The 17,619-nt window shown below is 61.1% G+C and carries 13 protein-coding genes and 3 tRNA genes; all 16 read left to right on the top strand.

Translation table 11 applies throughout. The features are described 5' to 3' along the window. The first annotated feature begins 209 nt into the window (after nucleotides 1-209). The 16 genes from ABV589_RS05075 (at nucleotide 210) to ABV589_RS05000 (ending at nucleotide 17,619) form a co-directional block, all read left to right on the top strand. On the top strand, nucleotides 210-1,220 hold the full coding sequence (locus ABV589_RS05075) for an aspartate-semialdehyde dehydrogenase (RefSeq protein WP_367085147.1): 1,011 nt from the start codon (nucleotides 210-212) through the stop codon (nucleotides 1,218-1,220). A gap of 209 nt (nucleotides 1,221-1,429) precedes the next feature. Next, complete coding sequence (locus ABV589_RS05070; RefSeq protein WP_367085146.1) at nucleotides 1,430-4,066, top strand: FimV/HubP family polar landmark protein; 2,637 nt, start codon at nucleotides 1,430-1,432, stop codon at nucleotides 4,064-4,066. 277 nt (nucleotides 4,067-4,343) lie between these two features. Further along, nucleotides 4,344-5,168: a tRNA pseudouridine(38-40) synthase TruA gene (gene truA / locus ABV589_RS05065; RefSeq protein ID WP_367086172.1), complete on the top strand. Its 825-nt coding sequence runs from the start codon at nucleotides 4,344-4,346 to the stop codon at nucleotides 5,166-5,168. A gap of 64 nt (nucleotides 5,169-5,232) precedes the next feature. Beyond that, nucleotides 5,233-5,877, top strand: coding sequence for a phosphoribosylanthranilate isomerase (locus ABV589_RS05060; protein ID WP_367085145.1), 645 nt, complete (start codon nucleotides 5,233-5,235; stop codon nucleotides 5,875-5,877). A gap of 200 nt (nucleotides 5,878-6,077) precedes the next feature. After that, on the top strand, nucleotides 6,078-6,998 hold the full coding sequence (gene accD, locus ABV589_RS05055) for an acetyl-CoA carboxylase, carboxyltransferase subunit beta (protein ID WP_041066058.1): 921 nt from the start codon (nucleotides 6,078-6,080) through the stop codon (nucleotides 6,996-6,998). After that, nucleotides 6,995-8,302, top strand: a complete 1,308-nt coding sequence (folC, locus tag ABV589_RS05050) for a bifunctional tetrahydrofolate synthase/dihydrofolate synthase (protein ID WP_367085144.1) — start codon at nucleotides 6,995-6,997, stop codon at nucleotides 8,300-8,302. Before accD ends, folC begins: the two co-directional genes overlap by 4 nt. After that, complete coding sequence (locus ABV589_RS05045; RefSeq protein WP_367085143.1) at nucleotides 8,286-8,939, top strand: SPOR domain-containing protein; 654 nt, start codon at nucleotides 8,286-8,288, stop codon at nucleotides 8,937-8,939. Before folC ends, ABV589_RS05045 begins: the two co-directional genes overlap by 17 nt. 98 nt (nucleotides 8,940-9,037) lie before the next feature. Then, a complete protein-coding gene (locus ABV589_RS05040) occupies nucleotides 9,038-9,598 on the top strand; it encodes a CvpA family protein (protein WP_007961197.1) in 561 nt (186 codons plus the stop codon). A gap of 41 nt (nucleotides 9,599-9,639) precedes the next feature. After that, nucleotides 9,640-11,145 carry an amidophosphoribosyltransferase gene (gene purF, locus ABV589_RS05035; RefSeq protein WP_003226416.1) on the top strand — a complete coding sequence of 502 codons (1,506 nt, stop codon included), beginning with the start codon at nucleotides 9,640-9,642 and terminating at the stop codon, nucleotides 11,143-11,145. A gap of 73 nt (nucleotides 11,146-11,218) precedes the next feature. Continuing rightward, the gene (locus tag ABV589_RS05030; RefSeq protein ID WP_367085142.1) at nucleotides 11,219-12,430 is read left to right on the top strand and encodes an O-succinylhomoserine sulfhydrylase; all 1,212 of its coding nucleotides are present in this window, start codon (nucleotides 11,219-11,221) and stop codon (nucleotides 12,428-12,430) included. After that, a complete protein-coding gene (locus tag ABV589_RS05025) occupies nucleotides 12,427-13,203 on the top strand; it encodes an SDR family oxidoreductase (protein ID WP_367085141.1) in 777 nt (258 codons plus the stop codon). The genes ABV589_RS05030 and ABV589_RS05025 overlap by 4 nt, the downstream gene beginning before the upstream one ends. A gap of 168 nt (nucleotides 13,204-13,371) precedes the next feature. Beyond that, a tRNA-Val gene (locus tag ABV589_RS05020) sits at nucleotides 13,372-13,447 on the top strand. A 56-nt stretch (nucleotides 13,448-13,503) separates the two neighbouring features. Further along, a tRNA-Asp gene (locus tag ABV589_RS05015) sits at nucleotides 13,504-13,580 on the top strand. 94 nt (nucleotides 13,581-13,674) lie between these two features. Beyond that, nucleotides 13,675-13,751 (top strand) — tRNA-Asp (locus ABV589_RS05010). 504 nt (nucleotides 13,752-14,255) lie between these two features. Then, nucleotides 14,256-17,087, top strand: coding sequence for a xanthine dehydrogenase family protein molybdopterin-binding subunit (locus tag ABV589_RS05005; RefSeq protein ID WP_367085140.1), 2,832 nt, complete (start codon nucleotides 14,256-14,258; stop codon nucleotides 17,085-17,087). Next, nucleotides 17,080-17,619, top strand: a complete 540-nt coding sequence (locus ABV589_RS05000; RefSeq protein ID WP_367085139.1) for a (2Fe-2S)-binding protein — start codon at nucleotides 17,080-17,082, stop codon at nucleotides 17,617-17,619. The genes ABV589_RS05005 and ABV589_RS05000 overlap by 8 nt, the downstream gene beginning before the upstream one ends.

Genomic DNA, 17,619 nt, shown 5'->3' with positions numbered 1-17,619 from the left:
TTCCCGGTGTCTGGTCTGGCCTCATCGCTGGCAAGCCAGCTCCCACAGGTTTCAGGTGTGTACAAACATCTGTGCCCCACACCGACCACTGTGGGAGCTGGCTTGCCAGCGATGAGGCCGGTACAGGCGCTACAAATTCCGACAGAAATTGCCTGCATGCCAGTCACCCGGTAAAGTGCCGCTCCCCCCGTTTCGCCAGAGGTAGAACCATGACCCAGACCCTTGATATTGCCGTCGTCGGCGCCACCGGTACTGTCGGCGAAACCCTCGTACAGATTCTCGAAGAACGCGACTTCCCGGTCGGCAACCTGCACCTCCTGGCCAGCAGCGAATCCGCCGGCAGTTCGGTGCTGTTTCGCAACAAGAACGTGCGCGTGCGTGAAGTCGACGAGTTCGATTTCAGCAAGGTCAAACTGGTGTTCTTCGCCGCTGGCGCTGCCGTTTCCCTGAGTTACGCGGCGCGTGCTCATGCGGCCGGTTGCTCGCTGATCGACCTGTCCGGCGCATTGCCGGCCGAGCAGGCGCCGCAAGTGGTGCCGGAAGCCAACGCTGAGGTGTTCGCCGGTCTGAAAACACCGTTCCAGGTCAGCAGCCCGAGCCCGTCGGCGACGACGCTGGCCGTGGTGCTGGCGCCGCTGCTCGATTTGCTCGAACTGCATTACGTCAACGTCACCGCCAATCTGGCCGTGTCCGCCCAAGGTCGCGAAGCTGTGACCGAGCTGGCGCGGCAGACTGCCGAACTGCTAAACATGCGTCCGCTGGAGCCGACTTTCTTCGATCGGCAGATGGCCTTCAACCTGTTGGCCCAGGTCGGCACGCCCGACGCTCAAGGCCACACGCTGCTGGAAAAACGTCTGGTGCGCGAGTTGCGTCAGGTGCTGAAGCAGCCTTTATTAAAGATTTCCGCCACTTGCGTTCAAGCCCCGGTGTTTTTTGGCGATAGCTATAGCGTGACCTTGCAGTCAGCGAGCGCGGTTGACCTGGCAAAAGTCAACGCGGCCCTTGAAGACGCACCGGGCATCGAGCTGGTCGAAGCCGGCGATTATCCGACGGCGGTGGGTGACGCGGTGGGGCAGGACGTTGTCTATGTCGGTCGGGTGCGCAACGGCGTTGACGACATGGCGGAACTTAATCTGTGGCTGACGTCAGATAACGTACGCAAAGGCACAGCCCTGAATGCTGTGCAGGTCGCTGAATTGTTGATAAAAGACCTGCTGTAAAAGATACTTGGCAACAATTTGTCGACTGATTCTAGGTGAGCGCTATGCTTGCCCGGAGCACTCGATAACGTGTCACCCTCCGGGACTTTCCGGGGCATCAAAGAAATGATCGCGCGCGGCAGTCTGTCGTCGTCGCGCGCAATGCCTTACGGCAGCGGCAATCAACATCTTCTCGCTGGCCGAGGAACGTTCAAACAAAGGATGAGGCTATGGTTCAAGTTCGCAAACTGGTGTTAGCAATAGCGGCCGCCTCGGCGCTGTCCTCCGGTATGGCGCATGCCCTCGGGCTCGGGGAGCTGACCCTGAAGTCGACCCTGAACCAGCCGCTGGTGGCCGAGATCGAGTTGCTCGACGTCAAGGATCTCACCGCTGCCGAAGTGGTGCCGAGCCTGGCTTCACCCGAAGATTTCGCCAAGGCCGGCGTCGATCGCCAGGCCTTCCTCAACGACCTGACGTTCACTCCGGTGCTCAGCGCCAACGGCAAAAGCGTGCTGCGCGTGACGTCGAGCAAGCCGCTGTCGGAACCGATGGTGAAATTCCTCGTGCAGGTGATGTGGCCCAACGGCCGTCTGCTGCGCGATTACAGCGTGCTGCTGGATCCGTCGAAGTTCTCGCCGCAGACCGCTGATGCCGCCGCACAACCGGCGCCGTCGCAGACCATCACCGCACCGACCACCGGCGCCACACACCCGAATCAATACACCACCACGCCGCGCGATACCCTGTGGGAAATCGCCGCGAAAGCGCGCACCGGCGGCTCCGTACAGCAGACCATGCTGGCGATTCAGGCACTCAACCCGGATGCGTTCATCGACGGCAACATCAACCGGCTGAAAACCGGTCAGGTGCTGCGTCTGCCGGACTCGGTGGAAAGCACTGCGCTGCCACAGTCCAAAGCCATTGCCGAAGTTGCGGCGCAGAACGAAGCCTGGCGTCAGGGCCGTCGTTATGTCGCCAAGCCTGGCACTGGTCAGCAGCAGCTCGATGCGACCAAGCGTGGCAGCAGCAATGTCGGCACCGGGCAGAACGCCAAGGATAACCTGAGTCTGGTCTCTGCCGAAAACGCCAAGGGTCGTGGCAAAGGCCCGGCCGGCGATGCCAAGGCCTTGAGCAACAAGTTGGCGGTGACTCAGGAAAGCCTCGACACGACCCGTCGTGACAACGAGGAACTGAAAAGTCGCATGGCCGATCTGCAAAGTCAGCTGGACAAGCTGCAACGCCTGATCGAGCTGAAGAACAATCAACTGGCGAAGATGCAGGCCGAAGGCCCGGGCGCTGCGCCAGCCGCCACTGCTGCCGTACCGGCGATCACCGCCGAACTGGCTGCAACCCCGCCAGCCACCCCGGCAGAAGCGGCGCCAACACCAGAATCGGCGATTGCGCCACCGGTCGACACGCCTGCCGAGACGCCAGTGGTTGCGCCAAAACCGGTAGTCGATGAAGACAAAACCTTCAATGAACTGCTGACCAATCCGATCCTGCTGGGTCTGATCGGTGGCGGTGCGGTGGTGTTGCTGCTTCTGCTGTTGCTGCTGGCCCGTCGTCGCAAAGCCCAGCAGGAAGCCGAGAAACACCTGCGCATGGCCCGTGCCCTGGCGGAAGAGCAAGAATTCTCTGCCGAGCAGGATCTGCCGGAGAGCAGCTTCGAAGGTCTGGAAACCCCTGCTGCCAGCGTCAAGCTCAACACCCCGGCACCCGCGCCAGCGCCTGCTGCGGTAGTGGCTCCGGTGGTGATGGCTGAGCCGATTGCCGCGCCATTGGTCGCGCCGTCCGCCGAGCGTTCCGATGACGTGCTGGACAAGGCGCAGTCGCACATCAATGCCGGTCGCCTGAATCAGGCTGCCGCGCTGCTGGAGGAGGGCGTCAGCCTCGAGCCGCAGCGCAGTGATCTGCGTCTGAAACTGATGGAAGTCTACGGTCAGCAGGGTGACCGCGATGCATTCGTGGGTCAGGAGCGTCAGCTGGTGGCCAACGGCGATAATTTCGCCAAGGTCGAAGAGCTGAAAAAACGCTTCCCGGCCATGGCGGTCGTCGCTGTCGCGGGCCTGGCCGCAGCGGCCGCCGCCGCCGAACTCGATGCGCAATACGTCAAGGAGCTGCTGCTCGACGAGCCCGAGGCGCCTGCACCTGAGCCTGCGGCAGACGACCTGGACAGCGCGTTCGACCTGAGCCTGGACGATCTCGACAACATTACTCCGGTTGAGCCTGCCCCTGTCGTCGCACCTGAAGCGCCAGTGGAGCTGGACGAATTCCCGGCCGACGACGATCTGAGCTTCGAATCGGTGCTGCAACAGCAGACCGAGATCAAAGACAATCTCGACGACCTGTCGGACTTCGACCTCGATCTGGACCTGGGTGCCGAGCCTGCGCCAGCCCCGGCGGCGGATCTGGCGGACGATGACTTCCTGCTGGATCTGGACGAGGGCGTGAAAGATCTGTCGCCGGCCGAGCCTGTGGTCGTCAACGAAGTACCACAGGACGATCTGGAGCTGCCGGCGGATTTCGATCTGTCGCTGGCTGATGAAATGGACAGCAACCCGGCGGCCGAGCCTGACGCATTCGCAGCGGAACTGAATGACGTCAACGCCGAACTGGATCGTCTGTCGCAGAGCATCGCCGAGCCGACCTTCACCGAAGCCGATGCGGCCTTGGGTGATGATCTGGGTGAGGACGACTTCGATTTCCTCGCCGGCACCGACGAAGCTGCGACCAAACTCGATCTGGCCCAGGCCTACATCGACATGGGCGACAGCGACGGCGCACGCGACATCCTCAATGAAGTGTTGACCGAGGGTGACGAAAAGCAGCGTGGCGAAGCCAAGGAAATGCTTTCGCACCTGGCTTGATTCGGCGTCAGCAGTAAACAGAACGGCAGCCCATCGAGGCTGCCGTTTTTGTTTGGGCTGGATTTTGTAGCGGCAATGCTATCGCCATCGCTGGCAAGCCAGCTCCCACAGGTATTGCATGCGCTGCAGAAACTGTGGGAGCTGGCTTGCCAGCGATGGGGCCGGATCGGTCAACACAGAACTGACTGGCATCCCCGACTCACAGCCTTATAATGCCCGCCTTTGTACCTCAGCAGGCTGTCCCACCTTGGCAAACATAGATAACCCGGTCGCCGAAATGGCGCCTGAAGGCTTTTACCGCGTGGCACTGGGCGTCGAGTACAAAGGCTCGCGCTACAGCGGCTGGCAGCGTCAGTTGACGGGTGTCGCAACCGTGCAGGAAGAGCTCGAAAAAGCCTTGTCGAAAGTCGCCAATTCGCCGGTCTCCCTGCAATGCGCCGGTCGTACCGATGCCGGGGTGCATGCCTGCGGGCAGGTGGTGCATTTCGACACGCAGGTCGATCGTTCGCTGAAAGCCTGGGTGATGGGCGCCAACATCAATCTGCCCCACGACATCAGTGTCAGTTGGGCGCGGGTGATGCCGGCGCATTTTCATGCGCGGTTCAAAGCCATCGCCCGGCGTTATCGCTATGTGATCTACAACGATCAGATTCGTCCGGCGCATCTCAACGAAGAAATCACCTGGAACCACCGCCCGCTCGATGTCGAACGCATGGCCGAGGCCGCGCAGTATCTGATCGGCACTCACGATTTCAGTGCGTTCCGTGCAGGGCAGTGCCAGGCCAAGTCGCCGATCAAGAAAATGCACCACCTGCGCGTGACCCGTCACGGCAAGATGATCGTTCTCGATATCCGCGCCAACGCCTTCTTGCACCACATGGTGCGCAACATCGCCGGGGTGCTGATGACCATCGGTGCCGGCGAGCGCCCGGTCGAGTGGATGAAGGAAGTGCTGGAAAGCCGCGAGCGCCGTTCCGGTGGCGTGACAGCGCATCCGTACGGGCTGTACCTGGTGCAGGTCGAGTATCACGACGAATTTCCGTTGCCCGAGCGTTTTATCGGGCCACATTTCCTTACGGGTTTCTCGGAACTTGACGGCTGACGCCCTCGAACGCATTTGTTACCATCCGGGACTTTCCCGAATTTGACGCGGAGTTTTTCTCGATATGTCAGCCGTTCGCAGCAAGATCTGCGGGATTACCCGCATAGAAGATGCGTTGGCAGCGGTCGAGGCCGGGGCGGATGCGATCGGGTTCGTGTTCTACGCCAAGAGCCCACGGGCAGTGAGCGTGCAGCAGGCGAGGGCGATTATCCGCGCCTTGCCGCCGTTCGTGACCACCGTTGGCCTGTTCGTCAACGCCAGCCGCTGTGAGTTGGGGGAAATCCTCGATGCCGTGCCGCTGGATCTGCTGCAGTTCCATGGCGACGAAACCGCTGAAGACTGCGAAGGCTGGCATCGTCCGTACATCAAGGCGTTGCGGGTCAAGGCTGGCGACGACATTGCCGCCGCCGTCGATGCCTATCCGAGTGCCAGTGGCGTGCTGCTCGACACTTACGTCGAAGGCGTGCCGGGCGGAACCGGCGAGGCGTTCGACTGGTCTTTGATTCCGCAAACGTTGAGCAAGCCGCTGATCCTGGCCGGTGGCCTCACCCCGGAAAACGTCGCCGACGCCGTGGCCCGGGTCAAACCGTACGCCGTCGATGTCAGTGGTGGGGTAGAGGCAAGCAAGGGCATCAAGGATCATGCGAAGATCCGCGCGTTCATCAATGCCGTACGTAGCAGCTCGCAGGGAGCGTCTACTTCGATGTGACGGCTGGCGAACTGCCGCCGTCCATCAATGCACTTGCACAAAGCAGGCGAGGCTGAGGGTTTCTGGAGTTGCACGCAGGTCATGTTTCGCGCTGACCGCGGCGTTCCACCGACCATCGCCACACACATGAATTTAGCTGAAGGGCATACGCGGGGCTGCGAACCAGAGCGTTCGGGCCGCCGGTACTGGAGAAAGAAAGCATGAGCAACTGGTTAGTAGACAAACTGATCCCTTCGATCATGCGTTCGGAGGTCAAGAAGAGCTCGGTGCCTGAAGGTCTGTGGCACAAATGCCCGTCCTGCGAGGCTGTGCTGTATCGCCCTGAGCTAGAAAAGACCCTGGACGTTTGCCCCAAGTGCAACCACCACATGCGCATCGGCGCACGGGCACGCATCGATATCTTCCTGGACGCCGAAGGTCGCAACGAACTGGGTGCCGATCTGGAGCCGGTTGACCGTCTGAAATTCCGCGACGGCAAGAAGTACAAGGACCGTCTGGTCGCTGCGCAGAAGCAGACCGGCGAAAAAGACGCACTGATCTCGGTCAGTGGCACCCTGCTGGGTATGCCGGTGGTGGTGTCGGCGTTCGAATTCAACTTCATGGGCGGTTCCATGGGCGCCATCGTCGGTGAGCGCTTCGTGCGCGCCGCCAACTATGCCCTGGAAAACCGTTGCCCGATGATCTGCTTCGCCGCTTCCGGCGGTGCGCGCATGCAGGAAGCGCTGATCTCGCTGATGCAGATGGCCAAGACATCGGCTGTGCTGGCGCGACTGCGTGAAGAGGGCATTCCGTTCATCTCGGTGCTGACCGATCCGGTCTACGGCGGCGTTTCCGCCAGTCTGGCAATGCTCGGCGACGTGATCGTCGGTGAGCCAAAGGCGCTGATCGGCTTCGCCGGCCCGCGCGTGATCGAGCAGACCGTGCGTGAAAAACTGCCGGAAGGTTTCCAGCGCAGCGAGTTCCTGCTGGAGCATGGCGCGATCGACCTGATCATCGATCGTCGTGAACTGCGTCCACGCCTGGGCAACCTGCTGGCGCAACTGACCGGCCAGCCGACACCGACCTACGTCGCCGCTCCTGTCGAGCCAATCGTCGTTCCACCGGTGCCTGCCAACGTATGACCGAGCGTACCCTTGGCGAGTGGCTCGCCTACCTTGAACAGTTGCATCCATCGGCCATCGACATGGGGCTGGAGCGTTCGCAACAGGTAGCGTCCCGCATGGGACTGGGCCAGCCGGCGCCTCGGGTGATTACGGTCACCGGCACCAACGGCAAGGGTTCGACCTGCGCTTTCGTGGCGTCATTGCTGCGGGCGCAGGGCCTGAGCGTGGGTGTCTACAATTCTCCGCACCTGCTGCGTTACAACGAGCGGGTGCAGCTCAATGGCGTCGAAGCCACTGATGCGCAACTGTGCGAAGCCTTCGCTGCGGTGGAGGCCGGGCGCGGCGACACTTCCCTGACTTACTTCGAAATGGGCACCCTGGCGGCGTTATGGCTGTTTCAACAGGCAAAACTTGACGCTGTGGTGCTGGAAGTCGGGCTGGGGGGGCGTCTGGATACGGTCAATGTGGTGGACGCCGATATCGCGCTGGTCACCAGCATTGGCGTTGATCATGCCGAATACCTGGGCAATACCCGCGAATCCGTGGCCTTCGAGAAGGCCGGGATTTTCCGTCAGGGCAAGCCCGCCTTGTGCGGCGATCTGAATCCTCCGCAACCGTTGCTCGACAAGGCCCGTGAACTGGCGTGCCCGTTGTCTCTGCGTGGGCGCGACTTCGATCTGGGAATCACCGATCACCACTGGCAATGGCGCGGCACTGACGCGCAAGGTCAGCCTGTCGAGTTGCATGATTTGCCACTTCTCGACCTGCCGATGGAAAACGCGGCGCTGGCATTGCAGGCGTATCTGCTGCTCGGTTTGCCGTGGAATCGGTCGCAAATTGTTGCTGCCTTGCAGGCCACGCGTGTGATCGGGCGTCTGGATCGCCGTTCGTTCGAGTTCAATGGCAAGCGCCTGAACCTGCTGCTGGACGTGGGGCATAACCCGCACGCAGCGCAGTATCTGGCGCGGCGGCTGGCCAGTCGGCCGCCGGTGGGCAAGCGTCTGGCGGTGTTCGGCCTGTTGGCGGACAAGGACCTGGATGGTGTTGTCGGCGAATTGAATGCTAGTGTCCAGCACTGGGCGGTAGCGCCGCTGGATTCGCCGCGCGCACGTCCGGTCAGTGAATTACACGCGGCATTGCAGAACCTTGGCGCGTCCGTCACGTCCTATGACAGTGTCGCGGCGGCGCTGGAAGGGCAGTGCGCAGCGGCCACCAGCGACGACGAGATTCTGTTGTTCGGATCATTTTATTGTGTCGCCGAGGCCCTTGAATGGTTGGCCCGGCGCTCCACGGAGGAAGCGGCAAATGGCTTTGCTGGATAAAGCGTACAAGCAGCGCATGGTTGGCGCCCTGGTGCTGGTGGCACTGGCGGTGATTTTCCTGCCGATGCTGTTTTCCCGCCAAGACGAGCAACGTCAAGTGACGGTCGAGGCACCCGCCGCGCCGCAGGCGCCTGCTGTGCCGCAAGTGCAGCTTGAGCCGGTGGCTGTGCCTGAACCGCAAACGCTGCCGCAAGAACCGGTGCCGAGCGATGACGAGGTGGCCGAGCAATCGGCGCCGGCGATGCCGATTGCACCGGCTCCAGCGCCTGCTCCTGTCGCCAAACCGGTTGCGCCGGCGCCGGCGCCAGCGGCCAAGCCGACAACGGCACCGGCTCAGCCGATCGCTGCGGCCCCGACCAAGCCTGACACCACGCAAAGCCGTGTCGACGCCAACGGTCTGTCGGTCAGCTGGTCGGTGCAGCTGGCCAGTCTGTCGAGTCGCGCCAGCGCTGAAAGCCTGCAAAAAACTCTGCGCAGTCAGGGTTACAACGCTTACATTCGTTCTGCCGACGGCAAGAATCGGGTGTTCGTCGGCCCGCTGATCGAGCGTGCCGAGGCCGATCGTCTGCGTGATCTGTTGAGTCGCCAGCAGAACCTCAAGGGTTTTGTCGTGCGCTTCCAGCCCGAGCGCGGCTAGGATCTATCGATTCGATTGAAATGCACTGAAAATCGCAGCTTACCGACAGCGGTGCGCTCTGCTAAAATGCGCCGCCTTATCCGTCTGTAGGCTGCACTGTGCCATTTACCCTGGTTGACTGGGCGATCGTTGCAATCATCGCCATCTCCGCTTTGATCAGTTTGAGCCGCGGCTTCGTCAAGGAAGCATTATCGCTGGTGACCTGGATCATCGCAGGAGCGGTTGCCTGGATGTTCGGTGGCTCATTGTCCGAGTACCTCGCCGGATACATCGAAACCCCATCGGCTCGCGTGATCGCGGGCTGTGCCATCATGTTTGTCGCCACACTGATCGTGGGCGCAATGATCAATTATCTTATCGGCGAGTTGGTGCGCGTGACCGGATTATCCGGCACCGACCGATTCCTGGGCATGGCCTTCGGCGCAGCGCGTGGCGTGTTGCTGGTGGTCGTGGCAGTCGGGCTGTTGAGCCTGGGGCCGGTACAGCAGGACGGGTGGTGGAAAGAATCACAGCTCGTGCCAAAGTTTCTATTGGTCGCCGACTGGTCCAAAAACCTGATTCTCGGGTGGAGCAGTCAGTGGCTTGCCAGCGGAATCAGCGTACCCGCTGATATTCCGTTCAAGGAGCAACTCTTGCCGTCGGCCAAAACGCCTCAGTGAGTGTTGTTCAGTTCAGATCCATTAAGTAGGGGTTGCGTCGCATGTGTGGCATCGTCGGTATCGTCGGTAAGTCGAACGTCAATCAGGCGCTGTATGACGCGCTAACCGTGCTCCAGCACCGCGGCCAGGACGCTGCCGGTATCGTGACCAGCCATGATGGCCGGTTGTTCCTGCGCAAGGACAATGGCCTGGTGCGTGACGTGTTTCAGCAGCGTCACATGCAGCGCCTGGTCGGCCACATGGGGATCGGCCACGTCCGTTACCCGACCGCCGGCAGCTCGACCTCGGCCGAAGCACAGCCGTTCTACGTCAACTCGCCTTACGGCATCACCCTGGCGCACAACGGCAACCTGACCAACGTTGAACAGTTGGCCAAGGAAATCTACGAATCCGACCTGCGTCACGTCAACACCAGTTCCGACTCGGAAGTGCTGCTCAACGTGTTCGCCCACGAGCTGGCCCAGCGCGGCAAGCTGCAACCGACCGAAGAAGACGTGTTTGCCGCCGTAACCGACGTGCACAACCGTTGCGTCGGCGGTTATGCGGTGGTGGCGATGATCACCGGTTACGGCATCGTCGGTTTCCGTGACCCGCACGGCATCCGTCCGATCGTGTTCGGCCAGCGTCACACCGACGAAGGCGTCGAGTACATGATCGCTTCCGAAAGCGTTTCGCTGGACGTGCTCGGTTTCACCCTGATCCGCGATCTGGCGCCGGGCGAAGCGGTCTACATCACTGAAGACGGCAAGCTGCACACCCGTCAATGTGCGACCAACCCGTCCCTGACCCCGTGCATCTTCGAACACGTCTACCTGGCGCGTCCGGATTCGATCATCGACGGCGTGTCGGTGTACAAGGCGCGTCTGCGCATGGGCGAAAAACTCGCCGAGAAGATCCTGCGCGAGCGTCCGGAACACGACATCGACGTGGTCATCCCGATTCCGGACACCAGCCGCACCGCCGCGCTGGAGCTGGCGAACCACCTGGGCGTGAAATTCCGCGAAGGCTTCGTCAAGAACCGTTATATCGGCCGGACCTTCATCATGCCGGGTCAGGCGGCGCGCAAGAAGTCGGTTCGCCAGAAGCTCAACGCGATCGAGCTGGAATTCCGCGGCAAGAACGTGATGCTGGTCGACGACTCGATCGTGCGCGGCACCACCTGCAAGCAGATCATCCAGATGGCCCGCGAAGCCGGCGCGAAAAACGTCTACTTCTGCTCGGCGGCCCCGGCCGTACGCTTCCCGAACGTTTACGGCATCGACATGCCGAGCGCTCACGAACTGATCGCCCACAATCGTTCGACTCAGGACGTGGCGGATCTGATCGGCGCTGACTGGCTGATCTACCAGGATCTGCCTGACTTGATCGAAGCGGTGGGTGGCGGCAAGATCAAGATCGAAAACTTCGACTGCGCGGTGTTCGACGGCAAGTACGTCACCGGCGACGTCGACGAGGCTTACCTGGACAAGATCGAGCAGGCACGCAACGATGCCTCCAAGGTCAAGACCCAGGCGGTCAGTGCGATCATCGATCTGTACAACAACTGAGTTTCTACCGGCCCTGAGGGGCCGGTTTTGTATCTGACTTTTAATTTTCAAGAACAGGGCAAGGAGTGACAGCATGAGTCAGGAATGGGATGCCGGTCGGCTGGACAGCGACCTCGAAGGCGTAGCGTTCGATACCCTGGCCGTACGTGCCGGTCAGCACCGTACGCCGGAAGGCGAGCACGGTGATCCGATGTTCTTCACTTCCAGCTACGTGTTCCGCACCGCCGCCGACGCGGCTGCGCGGTTTGCCGGGGAAGTGCCGGGCAACGTGTACTCGCGCTACACCAACCCGACCGTGCGTGCGTTCGAAGAGCGCATCGCTGCGCTGGAAGGCGCCGAGCAAGCGGTCGCTACCGCTACGGGCATGGCCGCGATCATGGCGGTGGTGATGAGCCTGTGCAGTGCCGGCGACCACGTTCTGGTGTCGCGCAGCGTGTTCGGTTCGACCATCAGCCTGTTCGAGAAGTACTTCAAGCGTTTCGGTGTGCAAGTCGACTACGTGCCGCTGGCCGATCTGTCGGGTTGGGATGCGGCGATCAAGCCGAACACCAGGCTGCTGTTCGTCGAGTCGCCGTCCAACCCGCTGGCTGAACTGGTGGATATCACCGCGCTGGCGGAAATCGCTCACGCCAAAGGCGCGATGCTGGTGGTCGACAACTGCTTCTGCACGCCTGCCTTGCAGCAGCCGCTGAAACTCGGTGCGGACATTGTTGTGCACTCGGCAACCAAGTTCATCGACGGCCAAGGCCGCTGCATGGGCGGTGTGGTGGCCGGTCGCAGCGAACAGATGAAAGAAGTCGTCGGCTTCCTGCGCACCGCCGGGCCGACCCTGAGCCCGTTCAACGCGTGGATCTTCCTCAAAGGCCTGGAAACCCTGAATCTGCGGATGAGGGCGCACTGCGCCAACGCCCAGCAATTGGCCGAATGGCTGGAGCAGCAGGACGGTATCGAGAAAGTCCATTACGCCGGTCTCAAGAGCCATCCGCAGCACGAACTGGCCCAGCGTCAGCAGAAGGGCTTCGGTGCGGTGGTGAGTTTCGAGGTCAAGGGTGGCAAAGAGGGCGCCTGGCGCTTTATCGATGCCACTCGCTTGATTTCGATTACCGCCAACCTTGGTGACAGCAAAACCACCATCACCCATCCGAGCACCACCTCCCATGGCCGTCTGGCGCCACAGGAGCGTGAAGCAGCAGGGATTCGTGACAGCCTGATCCGCATCGCGGTCGGTCTGGAAGACGTGGCGGACCTGCAGGCCGATCTGTCGCGCGGTCTGGCGGCGTTGTGATCGAGTTGTCTACTCCGAAGGCGGGCACCCATGGCCGCGTGGCGCTGGTCACCGGTGCTGCGCGTGGTATCGGTCTGGGCATTGCCGCCTGGCTGATCAGCGAAGGCTGGCAAGTGGTGCTGACCGATCTGGATCGCGCGCGTGGTTCGAAAGTGGCGAAGGTGCTGGGCGAGAATGCCTGGTTCATCGCCATGGACGTTGCGGATGAGGGGCAGGTCGCGCTGGGTGTCGCCGAGGTGTTGGGGCAGTTCGGTCGCCTGGATGCGCTGGTGTGCAACGCGGCAGTGGCCGATCCGCACAACATCACCCTGGAAAGTCTCGATCTGGCGTACTGGAATCGGGTGCTGGCGGTGAACCTCAGCGGGCCGATGCTGCTGGCCAAGCACTGTGCGCCGTATCTGCGCGCGCACAACGGTTCGATCGTCAATCTGGCCTCGACCCGTGCTCGGCAATCGGAGGCCGATTCCGAGGCGTATGCGGCGAGCAAGGGTGGGTTGTTGGCGCTTACGCATGCGTTGGCGATCAGCCTTGGGCCGGAGATTCGCGTTAATGCGGTCAGCCCTGGCTGGATCGATGCCCGTGATCCTTCTGCGCGTCGAGCCGAGCCTTTGGCCGATGCCGATCATGCGCAGCATCCGGCGGGCAGGGTAGGGACGGTCGAAGACGTTGCGGCGATGGTGGCGTGGCTGCTGTCGCGCAATGCCGGGTTTGTGACCGGGCAGGAATTCGTCGTGGATGGCGGCATGACCAAGAAGATGATTTACACGGACTAAGAAGCGAAGCCGCAAACCTGTAGGAGTGAGCCTGCTCGCGATAGCGGTTTCAGGGTTGTTGCTTTCTTCAGGGAATGAAGCAATTTTGTCTTTTTCAGAAAAACTTCAATCCTGCTATTGACTTAGGTTCGCTACCTGCGTAAATTTCGCGGCCTCGGAGATGCAAACGGGTGATTAGCTCAGCTGGGAGAGCGTCTGCCTTACAAGCAGAATGTCGGCGGTTCGATCCCGTCATCACCCACCACTCCCCGAGAGACTTGCGAAAGCAAGAGCGTAGGCTGAAAGTGCCTGCACCGACGCGCAGCGGTAGTTCAGTCGGTTAGAATACCGGCCTGTCACGCCGGGGGTCGCGGGTTCGAGTCCCGTCCGCTGCGCCATATTTTACGAGTCAGGCAATGTCTGGTTCGCGATTGCAAAGCACCGAAGCTTTCAATCAAAACGAGTTACTTGAGCGCAAGCTCAAAGCGATACGCAGCGGTAGTTCAGTCGGTTAGAATACCGGCCTGTCACGCCGGGGGTCGCGGGTTCGAGTCCCGTCCGCTGCGCCATATCTGTTTCAAGGACCACTGAACGCCTTGAAACACCGAAAGCAACCGCTGGTTGGTTCGGAATCGATAGCAAAGACCCTGGTCGAAAGACCGGGGTTTTTTGTGTCTGAAATTTGACCCTCTCTCCCTTCATTACCCGGCCCTGCACAAATCCCTGTAGGAGCTGCGGCACGCTGCGATCTTTTGATCTTGATCGTAGAAGCAGGAGCAAAAGATCGCAGCCTCGTTTCACTCGACAGCTCCTACATGGAGTAGGCAACCGCATTCGAATAGGTATGGCGGATTGACCTCGTGCGGTGCCACGTCGCATTGATTTTTTGATTCTTTAGTCAAATTTTTGTAACTGGTTGTTTGCTGCGAGCCCAGAAACCTTTAAAGTTAACCTTTCGGTCAGCTTTGCACTGTCAACACGCCCTTTGTTTCGCCAAGAAGGGCTTCTGCAAGACTCGAGATTCCCAGTAGATAACCAGAAGGGCGGACACATAACCGCCCAGAGGATGATCCATGTCCAACCGTGATATATCCCGGCGCTCGTTCCTCCAGGGCGGGCTGGTGGCGGGTGTGAGCGTCACGCTCACGCCGCTCAGCAGTCAGGCGCTGGCTGCCTTGATGGAGAACAGCGTAACCGTGCCGTCGGAGAAGTGGCTCGGCAACAACGGCAAGGCACGCCAACGTAACGATGCCCTGTCCAAGGTCTGCGGCAGCAAAGTCTTTGCCCGCGACATTCGCTCCAAGGACATGCCGGGCTGGCCTGAACAGCAAGGCCACGCCATGCTGCTGAAAACCATCAAGGCTGACCGAATCTACGAAGGCTACGACCTGTCGTGGCTGGGCGCCGACTTGCAGCCTGACCGCATCGTCACCGCAGCTGATCTGGACAAGGACGGTATCGTCTTCCCCGAAGAACACGCGCCAGACCCATTGCTGCCGGAAGGCAAAGTGCCGATGTTCATCGGCCACCCGGTGGCGATCCTGATCTGGAACGATTTCGAGCGTTTCCGTCAGGCCAAGAACAAACTCAAATTCAACGACAAGGCGATTCGTTACGGTGCACAAGTGCCTTACTACGAAGGCGACCCCTATGGCAGCTTCCGCTACGTGCGCGTGGGTGGCCCGACCTCGGCCGACGAAGACGAATTCGCCAGCCTGAAAGACTCGATCCTGTTCCCGATGCTGAAAAACCGGCGTCCGGTGTGGAATTCCCAGCCGAACCTGCACGGCAACCTGACTGAGCGCGGTCTGTTCTACGCTGACCGCATGAAGCAGCAGATCGACACACCGCCGGAGAACTGGCTGGTGTTCGATGAGCGCTACAAGACCCCGTCGATCGAACCGGCCGCCATGGAGCCGGACAACGGCAACGGCTGGTACGACCCGAAAACCAAGACCCTGCACTTCGTGGTCGCCACCCAGTGCCCGCTGGAAGCTGCGACCGAGACCGCGAAAATGATCGCGCCGTCGCGCTTCGGCCTGGCCAGCCTGAACATGCACCCGGGTTACACCGTGGGTTACGGTTCCAAAGACCACAACATCTTCGTCTACTACGCGGCCCTCGCTGCGCTGTATGGCGCCGGTGTGCCGATCCGTCTGGCGAATGACCGCTACGAGCAGTTCCAGAGCGGCATCAAGCGCCACCCGTTCGACATCCGCTACCAGCTCGCAGTGGACAAGAACGACTACAGCTTCAAGATTTTCCGTGCCGAAATGAGCGTCGACGGTGGCGGTCGCATCAACTACAGCCCGTCAGTGGCGGCGGTGGGTGCCACGGCGGCGCAGTCGATCTACTACATGCCGCAGAACGATCTGCAGGTCACCGCTTACCACTCGCGTGGTGTTGAAGCGGGTTCGATGCGCGGTTACGGCACCCTGCAAAGCATGGCCTCGACCGAAATGATGGTCGACGAAATCGCCAACCGCCTTGGTGTTGACGCGATTGATCTGCGTCGCAAAAACGCCCTGCGTTCGGGCATGAAAAACACTCAGGGTGCGATCCCGGCGGGTGCTTTGCGTCTGCACGAAATTCTCGACAAGGCCTCGGTGCACGAAGTCTGGAAAAACCGCGACGCGATCAAGAAACAGCGCGAAGCCGCCGACCCGGACAACTGGTATGGCGTGGGTTTTGCCATTTGCCAGAAAGACTTCGGCACCGGTTCCGAAGCGCCGATGGCCAGCATCGAATTCACCGCTGAAGGGCGCATCACCCTGCGCCACATCGGTATCGAAATCGGCACCGGCATGTCCACTTCGCAAGCACTGGTCGTCGCCGATTTCCTCGGCAGCCCGGCGCATGACGTGAAGACTGGCGAAACCGAATGGAAGGAAATGCAGCTGATCACCAGCGGCAACCCTTACATCATGAGTCAGGCCGAGCAGGACAACCTGCTGCGCAACCCGCGTTGGGTCGGCAAGCTCGCCTCGGCGTCATCCGCGACCAACTCGGCCTACTACTTCAGCCACGCCACCCGTGAAGCGGCGCGCGTGCTGTTCAACAACGGCTTGTGGCCGGCGGCCATGGAAATCTGGCGTCAGGGCCCTTACGGCGGTCAAGCCAACCCTTATGTGGTGCGTCGTGAAGATGCGCATTGGGTCGACGGCAAACTCACTGCCAACGGTATGCAGCCGCTGACTTTCGAAGAGCTGGCCAAGCGCGCTCACGAACGTGGTCTGGTCACCGGCGCCACCGTTCACGCGTTCAACCGCTGGAGCTGGGCCGAGGCCGAGTACAGCATCGACGGCGTGCGCGAGCGTCTGCCGCTCGACGGTCTGGCAGTGAAGTACGGCGATGGCGCGCCGAAGGCGAAGAAAGCGCTTATGACCACCGCAGGTTTCCACCTGCTGGATCGCCAGAACATCAACTACCCGGTTGTTCAGTTGAACAACGCCGCGGTGACTTACTACAGCCCGGTCGCGACGCTGGTGGAACTGAAGGTCAACAAAGGCTCGGCGGAAGTCGAAGTGCTCAATCACCATTCGTGGGTCGAGTGCGGTCGGGTGCTGGTCGAAGAACTGGTCAAGGGCCAGCTCGAAGGCGGGATCGCCATGGGCATCGGTCACGCGCTGATGGAAGAGATGCCGCTGTACGAAGGCGGACCGGGGGAGGGTGACTGGAACTTCAATCGGTATCGCCTGCCGATGGCCCGTCACGTGGCGGTGTGGAAGCAGACCGCGGAGATTCTGCCGCCGTTGTCACCAAGCGATCCGTCCAAAGGTATCGCCGAAGTGGTGATGATCCCGGTGGTCGGTGCCATCGGTAACGCCGTGGCGCATGCCATCGGTAAACGTGTTCGCGATCTGCCAATCACTGCTGCGCGCATCAAGGAGGCCCTCAATGGCTAACCGTCCGCTTCAACTGACCCTCAATGGTCAATCCGTCGGCCCGGTGGACATCCCTGATGACCTGCCGATGATCGACTATCTGCACGAATACAAGAATCTCACCGGTTCGCGCCTGGGCTGCGGCCAGGGCATCTGCCACGCCTGCGTGGTGATCGTCGACAACCCGGACGGCACCAGTGAAGAAGTGCGCACCTGCATCACCGGCGCGCATTACTTCGAGGGCAAGAACGTGCGCACCATCGAAGCCCACGCCAAGCGCGATGAGAGCGGTCAGGTCACTGAGCTGAACCCGATCCAGCAGCGCTTCGTCGACGAATTCGCCTTCCAGTGCAGCTACTGCGCACCGGGCTTCGTCAACGCCGCGACGGTGCTGGTAGAGAAGCTGCAGCGCCAGCCGATCGCCAAAAGCAAACTGGAACAGGTCATCGAGGACAGCCTCGGCCATCACGTCTGCCGTTGCACCGGGTACGTGCGTTACTACAACGCCACCCGCAACGTGCTGACCGATCTCGGCCTGGTCAAGGAGGGTTGA

Origin of the sequence: Pseudomonas sp. HOU2, assembly GCF_040729435.1 — a bacterium.
Taxonomy (GTDB): Bacteria; Pseudomonadota; Gammaproteobacteria; order Pseudomonadales; family Pseudomonadaceae; genus Aquipseudomonas.
Note: the sequence above shows the minus strand (reverse complement) of the source record. Positions and strands in the feature narration are given on the sequence as shown.